Below are 15,165 nucleotides of genomic sequence, written 5' to 3' on the forward strand. Positions count from 1 at the left end.
CCCCGCCGCTCAATCGTGCGGCGGGTTCTCGATCACTTCTTCCTTCCAGGCCTCGCCCATGCCGTGCTTCAGCACCATGGGCAGCTGCGAGAAAGTGAAGACGAAGGACAGCACGGTGAAGCCCCAGAGCTTGGCCTGAAGCCATGCATCGAAGCTGACGGTGAAGACCAGCAGCGTGTTCAGCACGGCCAGAAACAGGAAGAACCACGCCCAATTGCGGGAAAGCTTCAGCCAGCCTTCGTCGCTAAGTCCTTCGAACGCGGACTGCAGCAGGTATTTCAGCATGGGCTTGCCGCGCCAGAGGCCGACGAACAGCACGCCCGCGAACATCAGATAGACGGCGGTGGGCTTGATCTGGATCCAGAAGGCATCGTGGAAGATCACGGTGAGCGCGCCGAAGCCCACAATCAGCACCGTGGTCAGCCAGAGCATCGGCGAGATATGGCCCAGCCGCCACTTGGACAGGCCCAGCGCGATGACGGTCGCCACCATGAAGGCAATGGTGCCCTGGATGACGGCAGCGACGGTCGCCATCGGATTGCTTTCGCCCGCCGGTGAGAAGTGCTTGTAAGCCAGGAAGAAGACCAGCAGCGGGCCGAAATCGACGACGAGGTTGATCCAGCTCGATTTCGGCTTCTGGGGGGCGGTCGCTTCGGTGTTCATCAGGCGATCCCTGCAATCACGCGGGCCAGCAGGTCCGGGTTGAAGGGGCGCAAGTCGTCGATCTTCTCGCCCACGCCGATGGCATGGATGGGCAGGCCGTACTGCTCTGCCGCCGCGACAAGGACGCCGCCGCGCGCGGTGCCGTCCAGCTTGGTCATGATCAGGCCCGAAACGCCCGCCACTTCCTTGAATATCTCGATCTGCGAGAGCGCGTTCTGGCCATTGGTGGCGTCCAGAACCAGGACGACATCATGTGGCGCCTCCGGATTGAGGCGGCCGAGCACGCGGCGGATCTTGGATAGTTCGTCCATCAGCTCACGCTTGTTCTGCAGGCGGCCGGCGGTGTCGACGATCAGTGCATCGATGCCCTGTTCGGTGGCGGCCTTGACCGCGTCGAACACGATCGAAGCCGGATCGCCGCCTTCGGGGCCTTTGACCAATGGAATGCCCAGACGGTCGGCCCAGACGCCGAGCTGACCGATGGCTGCCGCGCGGAAGGTGTCGCCGGCGGCGAGCATGACCGAATAGTCCTGCTCCTGGAACAGATGCGCCAGCTTGGCGATGGTCGTCGTCTTGCCCGATCCGTTGACCCCGATCACGAGGATCACTTGCGGGCGCGGGAAGGCCACGACATCCAGCGGCTTGGCCACCGGGCGCAGGATTTCGGCGATCTCGCGGGCGACCACTTCCATGATCGCGCGCTCGTCCGCGTCGCGTTCGAAGCGTTCACTGGCAAGGCGCGCACGGATGCGGGCGGCGGCGCGGGGGCCGAGGTCCGACATGATCAGCGCATCCTCGATATCGTCGAGCTGCGCTTCTTCAAGCGTGGTCTTGCCGACGATGCCGGAAAGGTTCTCGCTCAGGCGTTCGGTGGTCTTGCGAAAGCCGCCGAACAGGCGGTCTGACCAGTCGCGCTCAGCCTGCTGGCTGTCGGTACTCATGCTTCCAGTATTCCTTCGACTACCCTTGCGGGCGTGACGCGGACCAGCGTGCCGGCCGGAACAGACTCGGGCACGCGGACTTTCGCGTAGTTCTGCGCATGGCCGGTGCCGCCTCTTTCGGCAAGCACCGATAGCGGCTGGCCGATCAGGCCGGTCAGCCAGCGCGCGCGGGTTTCGGCAATCGCATCGCGCAATTCGGCGGCGCGGCGGCGGATCGTCGTGCCGTCCACCGCCGGCATCCGCGCGGCGGGGGTGCCGGGGCGCGGCGAATAGGGGAACACGTGGCCGTGCACCACGTCCAGTTCACGCACGATGGAGAGATTGGCGACGTGGGCTTCCTCGCTCTCGGTCGGGAAGCCGGCGATAAGGTCTGCACCCACGGCGATTTCAGAACGACGGGCCTTGAGGTCGCTGACCAGCCGCACTGCATCTGCGCGGCTGTGGCGGCGCTTCATGCGTTTGAGGATCAGATCGTCGCCATGCTGGAGCGAAAGGTGGATGTGCGGCATCAGGCGCGCTTCATCGGCCAGCAGTTCGAACAGCCTGTCGTCCACTTCCGCACCGTCTATCGAGGACAGCCGCACGCGGGGCAGGGCGGGGAAGCGGGCGAGGATCGCTTCGCACAACGCACCGAGGCGCGGAGAGCCATCGAGGTCGCCGCCCCATGAGGTGAGGTCGACGCCGGTGAGCACGATTTCCTGCACGCCCTTGTCCGCATGAACGGCAACGTCGGTCAGTACCTCTGCAATGGAGCAGGAGCGGCTGGGCCCGCGACCTTGCGGGATCACGCAGAAAGTGCAGGCGTGGTCGCAACCGTTTTGCACTTGCACGAAGCCGCGCGTATAGGCGCGGTTTTCGCGGACAACCGGTGCGGCAGGCACGTTCCAGGCGCGCTTGTCCAGCTTGACGGTGTTGGGGACCAGGCCGTCCACTTCGGGCATGGCCGCCAGCATCTCGCGCTCGACTTCCGCCGCGCAGCCGGTGACGATCAGGCGGGCGTCCGGGCGCTCCTTGCGGGCGCGGCGGATCGCCTGCCGGGTCTGGCGAACGGCCTCTGCCGTAACCGCGCAGGAATTGACGACAACGAGATCTTCTGCGCCGCCAAGCAGGCCGCGCAGGGTTACGCTTTCGGAGATATTGAGGCGGCAGCCGAGCGAGTGGACTTCGACGGTCAAGCGGGGACCTTGTCTCGAATTCCGTAGTCGGCAGTCTCGAACGAACCGCGGAAGGATTCGGTGGCCGGCCCGGTCATCACGATCACGTCGTCCGCGCGCCATTCGATGGACAGCGGGCCGCCGGGCAGGGTGACGGTGACCTTGCGGTCGACAAGGCCGCGCTTCATCGCGCCGATGGCCGTGGCGCAGGCGCCGGTGCCGCAGGCGCGGGTAAGGCCGGCGCCGCGCTCCCACACGCGCAGGGTGATTGCGTCGCGCGCGGTGACGGCAGCGACGTTCACGTTCACCCGCTCGGGGAAGATCGGATCGTTCTCGATCAGCGGGCCGAGGCGGGCCATGTCGATGCGGTAGGGATCGTCGACGAAGAAGATCGCGTGCGGATTGCCAACATTGACGGCGATGGGGTTGACCAGCTCTTCCCACGCGACCGGCATGGCGTGCGTGTCCATCGCGTAGCCCAGCGGGATTTCCTGCCAGCCGAAACGCGGCTTGCCCATTTCCACGGAAATGCCGGCATCGGTGGGCGTGGTGGAGACGATACCGCCCAGCGTCTCGATCGTGGCGGGGCGGCCATAGAGCAGCCCCACGGCGCGCGTGGCATTGCCGCAGGCTTCCACCTGACTGCCATCGGCGTTGAAGATCAGCATCTGGAAATCGCCCAGATCGGACGGGGTCAGCACGATCAACTGATCGCAGCCGATGCCGGTGTGGCGGTCCGCCAGCGCGGCGGCGAAGGTCGCGTCAATCGGCGGCAGCGCGCCGGTGCGCCCATCGAGCACGACGAAATCGTTGCCGAGCCCATGCATCTTGGTGAAGTCGATCCGCATGGGCGCGATGTATGCGTTCGGCGCCCTCAGGTCCAGTCTGCGTTATCCGTGGCTGGCCTTGGCCGCGCCATTGGCGTGCTGGGTGATCGCGAGCACTTCCTCGGCCACTTCGCCGCTGGCGACGATGCCGATCTTGCCCAGCCATTCGGTCAGTTCGCTGGCCGGGCGCGGGCGGCCGTAGAGATAGCCCTGGCCCTTGATCTTGTCGTACTTCAGCAGCTGTTCCAGCACGTCGCCGGTCTCGATGCCTTCGGCCGTGATCGGCAGGTCCATGCCCTTGCCCAACATGGCGATGGCGTGGACGATGGCCGCGCTGTCCTTGTTCTCGGCAATGCTGGAGACGAATGAACGGTCGATCTTGATCCGGTCGAACGGCAGGCTGCGCAGCTGCGCCAGCGAGCTGTAGCCGGTGCCGAAATCGTCCAGGCTGATCGTGATGCCCTGATTCTTCAGGCTGGTGATCAGCGAACGGACTTGCGCCATGTTCTGGTGCAGGCAGGATTCGGTGATCTCGATTTCCAGCCGGTGCGGCGGGAAATTGGCTTCCAGCAGGATCTTCAGCAGCTTTTGCGCAAACCACGGATCGCGCAGCTGCACCGGAGAGATGTTGACGGCCAGCGTCAGCTTCGGATCCCACGCCTTGGCGTCTTCAAGGGCCTGCGCGATCACGCTTTCCGAAAGTTCGGCGATCACGCCGATTTCTTCGGCAATCGGGATGAAGATATCGGGAGAAACGATGCCGAACTGGGGCGAATCCCAGCGGGCCAACATTTCGAAGCCCGTCAGTTCGGCGGTCTGAAGGTCGATCTGTTGCTCGTAGAAAGGTACGAACTCACCTCGCGCGATGCCCTTGCGGATGCCGTATTCCAGCTCGTTGCGGAAGCGCATCTCGTCCGCCATCGGGGCTTCGAACCAGAAGTAGCTGTTCCGTCCCTGACGCTTGGAATGGTACATGGCGATATCCGCCATCTCCAGCAGTGCGCGGGCATCCGGCGGAGTGCCGTTCTTGGCGTGGCTGTCGCTGCGGGCAAGCCCGATCGAGGCGGTGACTTCGATGCTGATGGTGTTGATCGTCGCGCTCTGGGCGATGGCTTCAACCAGCGATGCGGCGATGCCGTCGATCCGGTCCGGCCGGTTGCGGTCGAACTCCACGGCCACGGCGAACTCATCACCGCCGATACGGCTGACCAGGGCCTGGGCCGGCAGACAGGCGGTGATGCGCTTGGCACATTCCTGCAGCAGCCGGTCCCCCGTGTTGTGGCCGTTGAAGTCGTTGACCTGCTTGAAATTGTCGAGGTCGATCATGATCAGCGTCACCGCGCGGTCGCCGGAGGCGGCAGCGTCATGCACCATCATGTTCACCGCATCGTTGAAGCTGCGGCGGTTGAGGAATCCGGTCAGCGGATCGGTTTCCGCCAGGCGGCGGGCCTGACGTTCGGCCTGCTTGCGAAGCTGGATTTCCTCGCAAAGCTGGCGATAGCGGCTCCACCCGAAGATGATGATGGCGACGTTCAGCAGGAAGGCGTTGAGAATGAAGTTGTCCGGCCCGGGCCCGTGGCCCAGCAGCGACTTCACGACATCCGGGCCGACTTCGCTGCCGGTGGCGATGAAGAGCAGGATCGCGGCCGTGACGATGCCCAGCGCGATGATGTCGATCTGGCGGTCGCCATCGAAATCATCGCCGGCGTTTTCCGGCTGTGCGACCAATGCAATCTTCACGGGATATGTCCCCCCAGAACGGCTACCCATCTGGGGCAGATAGCGGGAGGGGCTGAAATTTTGGTTAAGTTTTTCAACCCGGCGCGATCAGACTAAAGTCGTAGGGACTTTCGCGCCGGGCTGAATATTTCAAGAAAGATAAGTAAAATCAGGCCTTAAGGCCGATTTCTCGCAGGCGTTCCTGAAGATAGTCGTCCGCCGTGATGCTGACGGGATAGCGGTCCGGATTTTCATCCGTGATGCACTGTTCCAGCGTCTTGAACGGGAAATCGCTACGCAAGTGCAGGAAGAACGGCATCGAATAGCGGCTGTGCGCGGCGCGATCGCCTTCCGGATTGCGGACGCGGTGGGTGGTGGACGGCAGCACGTGGTTGGTCAGGCGCTGCAGCATGTCGCCGATATTGATCACCACGGCACCTTCGGGCGGGGCGACCGTAAGCCATTCACCGTTCTTGCCCAGCAGTTCAAGGCCGGCCTCCTGCGCGCCCAGCAGCAGGGTGATGAGGTTGATGTCCTCATGCGCGCCCGCACGGATCGCACCGCCGGCACCTTCGCCAACCGGCGGGTAATGCAGCAGGCGCATGACCGAATTACCGTCATCGATCGCAGGATCGAACCAGCGCGGGTCCATCCCAAGGTGCACGGCGATGGCCGAAAGAATTTCGGCGCCGGCCTTGTCGAACTGGGCGTAGAGTTCGGTGAAGGTTTCCTGGAAGCCCTCGATCTCGGTGGGCCAGACGTTGGGCGGCATCGAGCCGGCCAGCGGCGAGCCGGCGGGCAGGTCGCGGCCGACGTGCCAGAATTCCTTCAGGTCCTTTTCCTTCGCACCCTTGGCGACTTCGGTGCGGAATGGCGTGTAGCCACGCGCGCCGCCCTGGCCGGCAATGAAGTACTGGCGCTTCACATCGTCCGGCAGCGCAAAGAACTGTTCGGTCAGCGCCCAGGCGCGGTCGATCAGGTCCTGATCGATGCCGTGGTCGCGCACCATGGCGAAACCGAAAGTGCGAAAGCTATCGCCGATCCGCTGCGCAAATTCGGCGCGATCGGATTCAAGGCTGAGGACGGGAATCTGGGCAAGGTTCATCGTGATCTTCCAAACAGGGATCGGCAAACATGGGGCCAAGGCCCAAGGGAAACTGACGGCGATCGGCAGGTGCCGAATCACCGATATTGTCTCCGCCGATTGAATCGCTATGCGCCCCCATAGAAGTTTCCGTCCCAAATCGAAATTCGAAAGGCTCGACATGGCTAAGCGCTATTGGCTGATGAAATCCGAACCGGATGCCTACAGTTGGGATGACCTCGTGGCGGAGGGGGAGGGCACCTGGGACGGCGTGCGCAACCACCGCGCGGCCAACAACCTGCGTGCGATGCAGGTGGGGGACGAGGTGTTCTTCTACCATTCGAACATCGGCAAGGAGATCGTCGGCATCGCCGCGGTCAGCCAGTCGGGCCTCACCGACCCCAGCGATCCCGAAGGCAAGTGGGCGGCGGTGAAAGTGAAGCCGGTGCGCAAGCTGAAGCGTCCGGTCACGCTGGCGCAGGTCAAGGCCGATCCGAAGCTGGCCGACATGGAACTGGTCAAGTTCTCGCGCCTGTCGGTTGCGGTGATCACGCCCGAGGAGTGGGATTACATCCTCTCGCTGGCCGGGGGCTGATCTCCTCGTATCGCCGCAGCGGCACGCTTCGGCGCAGCCGCGGCAACTGAAAGCAGGCCTCTCCGGTTCTTCGGATGTGAATGCAGCGGCAGTTCAGCCGCGCACGACCAAGGAGAATGGACATGGGTCAGCTCAAGGACACCGCAAAGGGCCTCGGCAACGAAATTGCCGGCAATGCCAAGCAGGCTGCGGGCAAGATTCGCAATGATCCGGTGCAGCAGGCCGAAGGCAAGGCGCAGGAAAAGAAGGGCGAACTTCAGCAGGGAATCGGCAAGGTCAAGGGCGCCCTAGGCGACCGGATCTGATCGTTACTCCAAAGCGATCCCTCTAAAGAGAGGTGAGGCATTCGCTCAGCGCTGGCGATGTCTCGTGAAGGGCCGTCCATTGGGCGGCCCTTTTCGCTGGGTTTTCCAGCGTTGTTAAAGGTTTGAAAGGTTGCGGCTCTGCCTGTCCGTCCCGTTTTGGGATGTGCCAATTCGGGCGCTGGAATGAAAGTAAACAAAATCTTAATCTCGCATCCATGATGCACAAACGTCGAGCGCTCGTCCTCACCAGCGAGGCCGCCGGACATCCGTTCCGGCGCTCGCTTCCACCCCATGCTTTCGCCGCGCCGTTCCCGGCCGACGTCGAAGCCGCCGACAATGCCGAGGCGCGCCGAACCTGGCGCATGACCGGCAGCGACTGGCGCGGTTTCCTTTCGGCCTACTGCGCGTCGCTGGCGGCAATCGCGGTGTTCATCACCTGATTTAGAGGGGCTCCACCTCGCCAAGAGGGGGAGAGCAGGCCCTTATGCCGAGCGCGCGGCCCGTTCCGCGCGGAACAGCAGATAGCCGAGCCATGCCGAGGCGCCGCAAGCCAGCGCCACCACCACCATCTGCCGCACCACAGGCAGGCCCAGATATGTCATCGCGCCGGTGAATGCCGCGCCAACCACCATCGCCCCCGAATTGACGATGTTGTTCGCCGCGATCGTGCGCGCCGTCTGCGACTTGTCGACGAAAGTGGTGAGGAAGGCGTAGAGCGGCACCACGAACATGCCCCCGCAAACCGCGATGCCCAGCAGGGTGCCCAGCAGCGGGATCGCCAGCGGCTGGACCACGAAAGTGGCAACGTTCATCAGCTTTTCGGGGCCGTGGTGACGCGGCCAGATCGAACAGACTTCCTGGAAGGCGATCAGGAAGCCGCCCATGCCGATCACCGACAGGGGCGACCATCGCGCCGAAACCGTGCCCTTCAGCAGGGCATTGATCGCCATGGAGCCGATCGCCACGCCCACCGAGAAGATCACCAGGAACAGGCTGGCCACTTCCTTGCTGGCCATCAGGATGTTCTTGGTCAGCGGCGGGAACTGGATGAACAGCACGGTGCCGATCGCCCAGAAGAAGCTGATCGAGCAGACGGCGAGGAACACGCGCCGATCGCTCATCGTCGTGCGGACGAGGTGGATAGAGGCGCGCAGCACGTGGAAATCGAGCGGTTCCGGCGTGCACATCGGCGGCGCGGGCGGAACCTTGCGACCGGCTAGGTAGCCGATGCAGGCCACGATCACGACCAGGATCGCGGCATGGTCCACGCTGATCCAGCCCGCCACGATCGTGCCGGCCAGAACCGCGATATAGGTGCCGGCCTCGACAAGGCCGGTGCCGGACAGCACTTCGCCTTCGCGCAAGTGCTGCGGCAGGATCGCGTACTTGATCGGGCCGAAGAACGTCGAATGGATGCCCATTGCGAACAGCGCCACCAGCATCAGCGGAATTGCCAGCGTGTGCAGTGCGATATGCTGCCAGGCCAGCGCAAGCCCCGCGCCGCCCACCAGCATGATCAGGATTTCGCAGAACTTGATGACGCGGATGATCTTTGCCTTGTCGCGCATGTCGGCAAGTTGCCCGGCCAGCGCGGAAAGCAGGAAGAAGGGGATCACGAAGATGCCGGATGCCAGCGCACTGAAACGGGCTTCCGCGGCTTCGGAGTTGTAGACCCCGTAGACGACGAAAAGCACCATCGCGTTCTTGAACAGGTTGTCGTTGAACGCGCCTAACAGCTGAGTCACGAACAGCGGCAGGAAGCGCTTCGCGCGGATGAGTTGGGACGTCGTTGTCATGTCGTAGGAAAAATCGGCGGCCTCGGCTCTCTCGTGCGGGGACACTTAATGTTGTGAGGCGCGGGCACAACCCCTGATCGGAACCTGAACGGCGTTTTGTTGGGTCTTATCGGGGAATAGGACCAGAAGTTTCACTCCTGCATTCTCAAACGCGTCTATCGCGGCTATGGCCTGTAGCGCGATGCTGACTCTGCCGAATATTCTCACGCTTTCCCGCATCTTCGCCATGCCGCTGCTGGCCTTTCTGCTGTGGTGGCCGAAGTGGGAATTTGGCTATGCCTTGGCCTTCGGGCTCTACTGCCTGATGGGCATTACCGATTATTTCGACGGCTACCTCGCCCGGTCGAGCGGAACGGTTTCAAAGCTGGGGGTTTTCCTCGATCCGATCGCCGACAAGATCATGGTCGCGGCGGTGATTCTGGTGCTGACGGCGCAGGGAATCCTGACCGGGCCCTATGTGGGCGACATGCATGTCATCGCCGGGCTGATCATTCTGGTGCGCGAGATTGCCGTGTCCGGCCTGCGCGAATTCCTGGGCGGATTGCAGGTTTCCGTGCCGGTCAGCCGACTGGCCAAGTGGAAGACGACGTTCCAGCTGATCTCGCTCGGCGCGCTGATTCTCGGCGCGGCGATGCCGTGGTGGAATGTCGATCTGGGCGCACTGGAGGTCAACGTGCCGCACACCGTGGGCCTCACTACGCTGTGGGGCGCGGCGGTGCTGACGCTGATTACCGGCTGGGACTATCTGCGCGTCGGCCTCAAGCACATGGATTGATGAGCTGCCGGAATTGAGGCCGGCAGGTTCAAACTTGGCAGGATCATGCTTGGCGGGGTCGAGAATCCCGGCTTGAGCGCCGGCCAAGCGCCTGGAATCGAGCTGTCTTGCAAAATACGCCATCGATCATGAGCTTGTTGCGTTTGGCTCAAGCGGGCTCGCGCGTCAGGGGCTGTTGTGAATCCGGGGGGATGCAATCGTAAGGATGAATCCCATTACCGCCTCTCTCTGCCTGCTTGCCGCCCAGTTCCGCAATCCCAAGCCGCGTGCCGCAAAGCCGCGCGGGTTCGGTCGGGCGCTGGTTTTCGCGCTGGCCGCGTCGGCAGGGCTGACCGTCGCCAACATCTATTATGGCCAGCCGATGCTGGGCCTGATGGAGCGCGAGGTTCCGGGCGCGGCAATCACGTATGTGCCCACCGCGACGCAGCTGGGCTATGCCGCCGGCCTGCTGCTGTTGGTGCCGCTGGGGGACCTTCTCGAACGCAAGCGGCTGATCGTGTTGCAGTGTCTGGCACTGGCGGTGGGTCTGGCGCTGGTGGCTCTGGCACCGACCGGGGGCACCGTGCTCGCCGCCTCGCTGGTGGTGGGCCTGCTTGCCTCCGTCGCACAGCAGATCGTGCCGCTGGCTGCCAATCTTGCGCCGGAGGACAAGCGCGGCGCGGTGGTCGGCACGGTGATGGCGGGGCTGCTCTGCGGTATCCTCCTCAGCCGCACGCTGGCGGGATTCGTCGGCGCGCAGTTCGGCTGGCGGGCGATGTTCTGGCTGGCGGTGCCGCTGGCTTTGGGCACGGCCGGCCTGATGGCATGGCAATTGCCGCGCAGCCAGCCCAAGCCGGCGGGCATGGGCTATGGCGGGCTGCTGGCCTCGCTCTGGGGCCTGTGGCGCGAGTTTCCCGCGCTGCGCCTTGCCACTTTCACCCAGTGCACCCAGTTCGGCGTGTTCAGCGTGTTCTGGACCATTCTGGCGCTGCACCTGCAGGAGCCGCGCTTCGGCCTCGGTTCGGAAGTGGCGGGGCTGTTCGGCGTGCTGGGCGCGGCGGGCGTGCTGGCGGCGCCGGTAGCCGGCCGCATCGCAGACCGTCGCGGCCCTCATATGGTGATCGTGGCGGCGAGCGCGCTGACGCTGGTGTCCTGGCTGGTCTTTGCCTTCTGGACGTCGATCGTCGGGCTGGTGGTGGGCGTGCTGCTGCTCGATTTCGCGATCCAGGCCAGCCAGATTTCGAACCAGAGCATCATCTACGCCCTGCGGCCCGAGGCGCGTTCGCGCATCAACACCGTCTACATGTCATCGATGTTCCTGGCCGGTGCCGCCAGTTCGGGGGCGGCGACGGTGGTGTGGCACCACTGGGGCTGGACCGGCGTGACCATGCTGGGCATCGCCATCGCCTCGATCGGCATGGCGCTTCAGGGGCTGCGCCGCCGGGCCTGATCAGCCAGTCCCGGTCAGCCCGCGCGCAGCTCGTCCGCCAGCAGCCGGAATTCTTCCGAACGGGGTGAGTTTTTGCGCCATACCAGCGCGATTTCGCGATTGGCATGGGGAGAGATCAGCGGCCGCGCCACGACATTGGTGCCGTTGAGAATACCCGCGTCGATCGCCATTTCCGGCAGCATCGTCAGCCCCAGTCCGTTATCGACCATCTGCACCAGCGTATGCAGGCTGGTGCCGATCATCGTCGCAGAGGCGCGCAGTTCCGGCCGGTTGCAGGCCGCCAGCGCGTGGTCTTTCAGGCAATGTCCGTCTTCCAGCAGCAGCAGGCGATGCTCGTCGATGATGTCGGGGCCGACTTCCTCGGGCGGATTGCGCGGATCGTCGTTGGGGAAGGCGACGAAGAAAGCGTCCAGCTCGATGGTTTCCTTCTCCACCTCCCCGGTCGCATAGGGCAGGGCGAGCAACACGCAGTCCGCGCGGCCGTGGTGAAGCGATTCGATCGCCGCCTGGCTGGGCTCCTCGCGCAGGAACAGCCGCAGGTTCGGGCGTTCGCGGCGCAGGCGCGGCAGCATCCGGGGCAGCAGGAACGGCGCGATCGTCGGGATCACGCTCATCCGCACTTCGCCGGAAAGCGGCTTGCCGCTGGACTGTACGAGGTCGGACAGTTCCTCCGTCTCGCGCAGGATGCGGTGGGCCTTTTCGACCACGGCATTGCCCAGCGGGGTGAAGCGCACGGCGCGCTTGGTGCGTTCGACCAGTGTAACGCCCAACAGCGCCTCCAGATCGCGCAGGCCCGCCGAAAGCGTGGACTGCGAGACGAAGCAGGCATCCGCGGCACGGCCGAAGTGGCCATGCTCGTGAAGCGCGACGAGATACTGGAGCTGCTTGAGCGTGGGCTGATAGACGGTCACGCGCGGGCTATCGCACGAAGAGGCCTGCTTCGCCAACCGTTTGCTTCGCCTGGCCCTTCGCGATGGGTCGCAAGAACCGCCGCAGGGTTGCCGCTATGCGAAAGGGCGGACCGGCCATTGCCGATCCGCCCTTTCGCAAACGCAGGTTCCTGCGGATATTCCTGAAGAAGCGGGAATTATTCGCCGGCGGGCGCTTCCTCCACGTCCTCGGCATCCTCGACACGGGTCATCTTCAGCTTGCCGTCGACCACCGCGAAGGCCAGCTTGCCTTCCACAAGGTCAAGCGCGTCGTGGCCGAACACTTCGTAGCGCCAGCCTTCCAGAATCGGCAGGTTCTTGCGGACCCCGGCGGCGAGCAGTTCCAGATCCTCGCTGCGCGCTAGCAGGCGGGCGGCAACGTCGATCTCACGCGCGCGGATCTTCAGCAGCAGCTTGAGCAGGTCCGCCACCAGCGAGCCTTCCTTGCCGAGCGGGGCGCCGCGCGGTGCGCGCGGCGGCATTTCGTCCTCGGTCAGCGGCTGGGACTTGGCGATGGTGGCCATCAGGCGCTTGCCGATGTCATTGTCCTTCCAGCCCTGCGAAAGGCCGCGCACTTTGGCGAGGTCCGACTGCTGCTTGGGCGGGTGGCTGGCGATATCGGCCAGCGTTTCGTCACGGGCGATGCGGCCGCGCGGGATGTTCTTGCCCTGCGCCTCGATCTCGCGCCATTCGGCGATGCCCTTCAGGCGGCCGAGCATGGCGGCATTGCGGCCGGCGGCCTTGATGCGCTTCCACGCTTCGGTGGGATCGTTGCGGTAGTTGGCCGGATCGGCCAGCTTTTCCATTTCCTGATCGAGCCACGCGCCGCGCCCGGTCTTCATCAGGCGCTTGAGGATCTTCGGGAAGATTTTGGCCAGATGGGTCACGTCGCCGATCGCATATTCGATCTGGCGTTCGGTTAGTGGGCGGCGCGACCAATCGGTAAAGCGGGCGCCCTTGTCGATCGTCAGGCCCTGCCACGATTCGACGAGGTTGGAATAGCCGATCTGTTCGGACTGGCTGATCGCCATCATCGCGATCTGCGTATCGAAGATCGGATGCGGCGTGCGGCCGGTGAAGTTGTAGATGATCTCCACATCCTGCCCACCTGCGTGGAAGACTTTGAGGACGTCCTCATTGTCTGTCAGCAGATCGAGAAGCGGAGACAAATCAAGGCCTTCAGCCTTGGGGTCGACGGCGGCAGCTTCCTCCGTATTGGCGATCTGGACGAGGCACAGCTCAGGCCAATAGGTGTTCTCGCGCATGAACTCGGTATCGACCGTCACGAAATCCGATTTCGCGAGGCGTTCGCACAGAGCGGCGAGCTCTTCCGTCTTTGTAATAAGCGGGTGAATGATCATTGCGACAGCGGCGTTACGCCGAACGGGGCAGGGGATCAATCTCCCCAGCCCGCCCGGGCCCCAAGTTTTGTCGGAGAATTACGACAGGTGTGGTTATTTTCGGCGGAACAGGCGTTCGATCAGCCCCGGACGGCGTTCGTCCTCGATGGCGATCGTTTCGCGGTCCACGAAGCGGCGGCGCAATTGCGTGCCGGTAACGTGAATGCCGGGTGGCGGCAGGTGAAGCGCTTCCTCGTCATCCGCAGACCCGTTGCCGGCAGCAGGCGCTTGCGGAGGCAAGTGAAGCGTATTGAGCGCGGCGTAATCCTGCTGAACCGGAGCGTCGTCCTCGCTTTCCTCGGGTTCGGCTTCGTGGAAGCCGGCGTTGCGAAAAGCATCATCCTCGGCCGTCCAGTCGCCGGAATCCGCGTAAGGGGCGTCGGGAAACTGGATATAGGTCGGCGCCGGGTCCGCTTCCTCGGCGTCGTCCGAATCGTTGTAGCCCGCGAGGGCGGACGGCGCGAAAGGCGACTGCGCGATAAAGGGCGCCGGATCATGCGCAGCGGAATCGAAAGATGCGGGATCGACCGGCGCCGGATCGAGGGTGGCGGGCGGCGCGAAAGGCGGTCGCTCGCTTTCGAACAGCGGCTTGGGCAGGTCGGGTGTGTGGGTGCTGAGGTCAAGCGGCCGGCGGTGCGGGTTCGGTTGCTGGCCGAACGCAATTGGTGGTGCTGGCGCCGCGGCGGTGCGGTTCATGGCCTGTTCGATCGTGCTGGGTTGAATGGCGCGTTCACGGCGAGGTGCCTGTGCGAGAGTGTCGCTGCGCGCAGTGACTGCGGGCGCCTCGAACCAGGGATAGGCCTCGTTGCTGCCCACCAGTATGGCCATGGGCCTGGGCAGGCCTTCCTTGATGGCCTTGTCGCGCACGGCCTGATGGATCAGCACCGCAAGATAGCAGGCGCCCACAACGAAAGCGCGGCATTCGTCGATGTTGGCCTCTCCGCCGCGGCAGAGGTGTTCCAGCGCGGCGATGACGGCGTTCAGGTCGTCCAGACCGGCCACGCGCAAGGCGTCGTCGACATCCTCGCCAGCGCCTTGCCAGGCATTGGTGGTGCCGTGATAGCCGGAACAGATGCCGTCGGGATCGGCATGGGAAAAGCCCCAGGCCTGATCGGTGTAATAGGTCGTCTCGAAGGCGAGAACGGGCGTGGCGCCAAGGCCGGCCTGCATCCCGCACACATCGATGCCGATCGCGGTGATCGGATCGCCTGGACTGTCCAGTTCAGCGATCCGGGCGATCAGGCTGTCCCATCCGGTGACTTCTAGCTCTTCGGCGGAAATGGTCCGGAACGCGCCGGGCAGGGGGTGGTCTTCGCCGGCCAGCCACGCCAGTTCGCTTTTCAGAAGCCGCGCAGCCTCGTCAGCGCCGCCGTCGCGCAACATGGCCTCGATCGCGAGACGGAACTGGCTCTCCGTCCTGCCGTCGATCGTGACGTCCGCCAGCATTGTCGTTCTCCGTATGACCCTTTGGGCCCGGCATAGGCTGCAATGGTTGATGCCGCGTTACCGTGCAGTCCTTCACGTTCGTTAATGTGCTCTTTGATACAG

General features: G+C 64.1%; 15 protein-coding genes. 5 read left to right on the forward strand and 10 right to left on the reverse strand.

All coding sequences use genetic code 11. The annotated features are described in order from the left end of the window. Positions 1 to 9: 9 nt before the first annotated feature. From ACZ1JV_RS15085 to ACZ1JV_RS15110, 6 genes are all read right to left on the reverse strand, one after another. Positions 10 to 663, reverse strand: a complete 654-nt coding sequence (locus ACZ1JV_RS15085; protein WP_465137913.1) for an inner membrane-spanning protein YciB — start codon at positions 661 to 663, stop codon at positions 10 to 12. Next, entirely contained in the window at positions 663 to 1,604 is a 942-nt protein-coding gene (gene ftsY, locus ACZ1JV_RS15090) for a signal recognition particle-docking protein FtsY (protein ID WP_465137914.1), read from the reverse strand. The genes ACZ1JV_RS15085 and ftsY overlap by 1 nt, the downstream gene beginning before the upstream one ends. After that, the gene (locus ACZ1JV_RS15095; protein ID WP_465152182.1) at positions 1,601 to 2,779 is read right to left on the reverse strand and encodes a MiaB/RimO family radical SAM methylthiotransferase; all 1,179 of its coding nucleotides are present in this window, start codon (positions 2,777 to 2,779) and stop codon (positions 1,601 to 1,603) included. The genes ftsY and ACZ1JV_RS15095 overlap by 4 nt, the downstream gene beginning before the upstream one ends. Then, positions 2,776 to 3,606: a diaminopimelate epimerase gene (gene dapF, locus ACZ1JV_RS15100; RefSeq protein WP_465137916.1), complete on the reverse strand. Its 831-nt coding sequence runs from the start codon at positions 3,604 to 3,606 to the stop codon at positions 2,776 to 2,778. Before dapF ends, ACZ1JV_RS15095 begins: the two co-directional genes overlap by 4 nt. A 42-nt stretch (positions 3,607 to 3,648) precedes the next feature. Continuing rightward, positions 3,649 to 5,325 (reverse strand): putative bifunctional diguanylate cyclase/phosphodiesterase, encoded by a 1,677-nt coding sequence (locus ACZ1JV_RS15105; protein WP_465137917.1) that lies wholly within the window; start codon positions 5,323 to 5,325, stop codon positions 3,649 to 3,651. A gap of 148 nt (positions 5,326 to 5,473) precedes the next feature. Then, the gene (locus ACZ1JV_RS15110) at positions 5,474 to 6,409 is read right to left on the reverse strand and encodes an isopenicillin N synthase family dioxygenase (protein WP_465152183.1); all 936 of its coding nucleotides are present in this window, start codon (positions 6,407 to 6,409) and stop codon (positions 5,474 to 5,476) included. A 160-nt stretch (positions 6,410 to 6,569) separates the two neighbouring features. On the opposite strand from ACZ1JV_RS15110, the gene ACZ1JV_RS15115 reads away from it, so the two are divergent. The 3 genes from ACZ1JV_RS15115 to ACZ1JV_RS15125 all read left to right on the forward strand — a co-directional run bounded on the left by ACZ1JV_RS15115 (position 6,570) and on the right by ACZ1JV_RS15125 (position 7,728). Next, complete coding sequence (locus ACZ1JV_RS15115; protein ID WP_465152184.1) at positions 6,570 to 6,983, forward strand: EVE domain-containing protein; 414 nt, start codon at positions 6,570 to 6,572, stop codon at positions 6,981 to 6,983. Positions 6,984 to 7,105: 122 nt separating this feature from the next. Continuing rightward, positions 7,106 to 7,288: a CsbD family protein gene (locus ACZ1JV_RS15120; protein WP_465137920.1), complete on the forward strand. Its 183-nt coding sequence runs from the start codon at positions 7,106 to 7,108 to the stop codon at positions 7,286 to 7,288. A 215-nt stretch (positions 7,289 to 7,503) separates the two neighbouring features. Next, entirely contained in the window at positions 7,504 to 7,728 is a 225-nt protein-coding gene (locus ACZ1JV_RS15125) for a hypothetical protein (RefSeq protein ID WP_465152185.1), read from the forward strand. A gap of 42 nt (positions 7,729 to 7,770) precedes the next feature. On the opposite strand, the gene ACZ1JV_RS15130 is transcribed toward ACZ1JV_RS15125, so the two are convergent. Beyond that, entirely contained in the window at positions 7,771 to 9,084 is a 1,314-nt protein-coding gene (locus tag ACZ1JV_RS15130) for an MFS transporter (RefSeq protein ID WP_465152186.1), read from the reverse strand. 181 nt (positions 9,085 to 9,265) lie between these two features. Here ACZ1JV_RS15130 and pgsA point away from each other — a divergent pair, with 181 nt between their 5' ends. Next, the gene (gene pgsA / locus ACZ1JV_RS15135; RefSeq protein ID WP_395327028.1) at positions 9,266 to 9,859 is read left to right on the forward strand and encodes a CDP-diacylglycerol--glycerol-3-phosphate 3-phosphatidyltransferase; all 594 of its coding nucleotides are present in this window, start codon (positions 9,266 to 9,268) and stop codon (positions 9,857 to 9,859) included. A 205-nt stretch (positions 9,860 to 10,064) separates the two neighbouring features. Next, entirely contained in the window at positions 10,065 to 11,288 is a 1,224-nt protein-coding gene (locus tag ACZ1JV_RS15140) for an MFS transporter (protein WP_465152187.1), read from the forward strand. 14 nt (positions 11,289 to 11,302) lie between these two features. Here the strand turns inward: ACZ1JV_RS15140 and ACZ1JV_RS15145 are convergent, their stop codons facing one another. The 3 genes from ACZ1JV_RS15145 to ACZ1JV_RS15155 form a co-directional block, all read right to left on the reverse strand. Beyond that, on the reverse strand, positions 11,303 to 12,199 hold the full coding sequence (locus tag ACZ1JV_RS15145) for a hydrogen peroxide-inducible genes activator (RefSeq protein WP_465137924.1): 897 nt from the start codon (positions 12,197 to 12,199) through the stop codon (positions 11,303 to 11,305). 176 nt (positions 12,200 to 12,375) lie between these two features. Next, positions 12,376 to 13,578: a ribonuclease D gene (gene rnd, locus ACZ1JV_RS15150; protein WP_465152188.1), complete on the reverse strand. Its 1,203-nt coding sequence runs from the start codon at positions 13,576 to 13,578 to the stop codon at positions 12,376 to 12,378. A gap of 93 nt (positions 13,579 to 13,671) precedes the next feature. Next, the gene (locus tag ACZ1JV_RS15155) at positions 13,672 to 15,063 is read right to left on the reverse strand and encodes a hypothetical protein (RefSeq protein ID WP_465152189.1); all 1,392 of its coding nucleotides are present in this window, start codon (positions 15,061 to 15,063) and stop codon (positions 13,672 to 13,674) included. Positions 15,064 to 15,165 lie beyond the last annotated feature (102 nt).

The organism is Novosphingobium sp. BL-S-19, assembly GCF_055521675.1.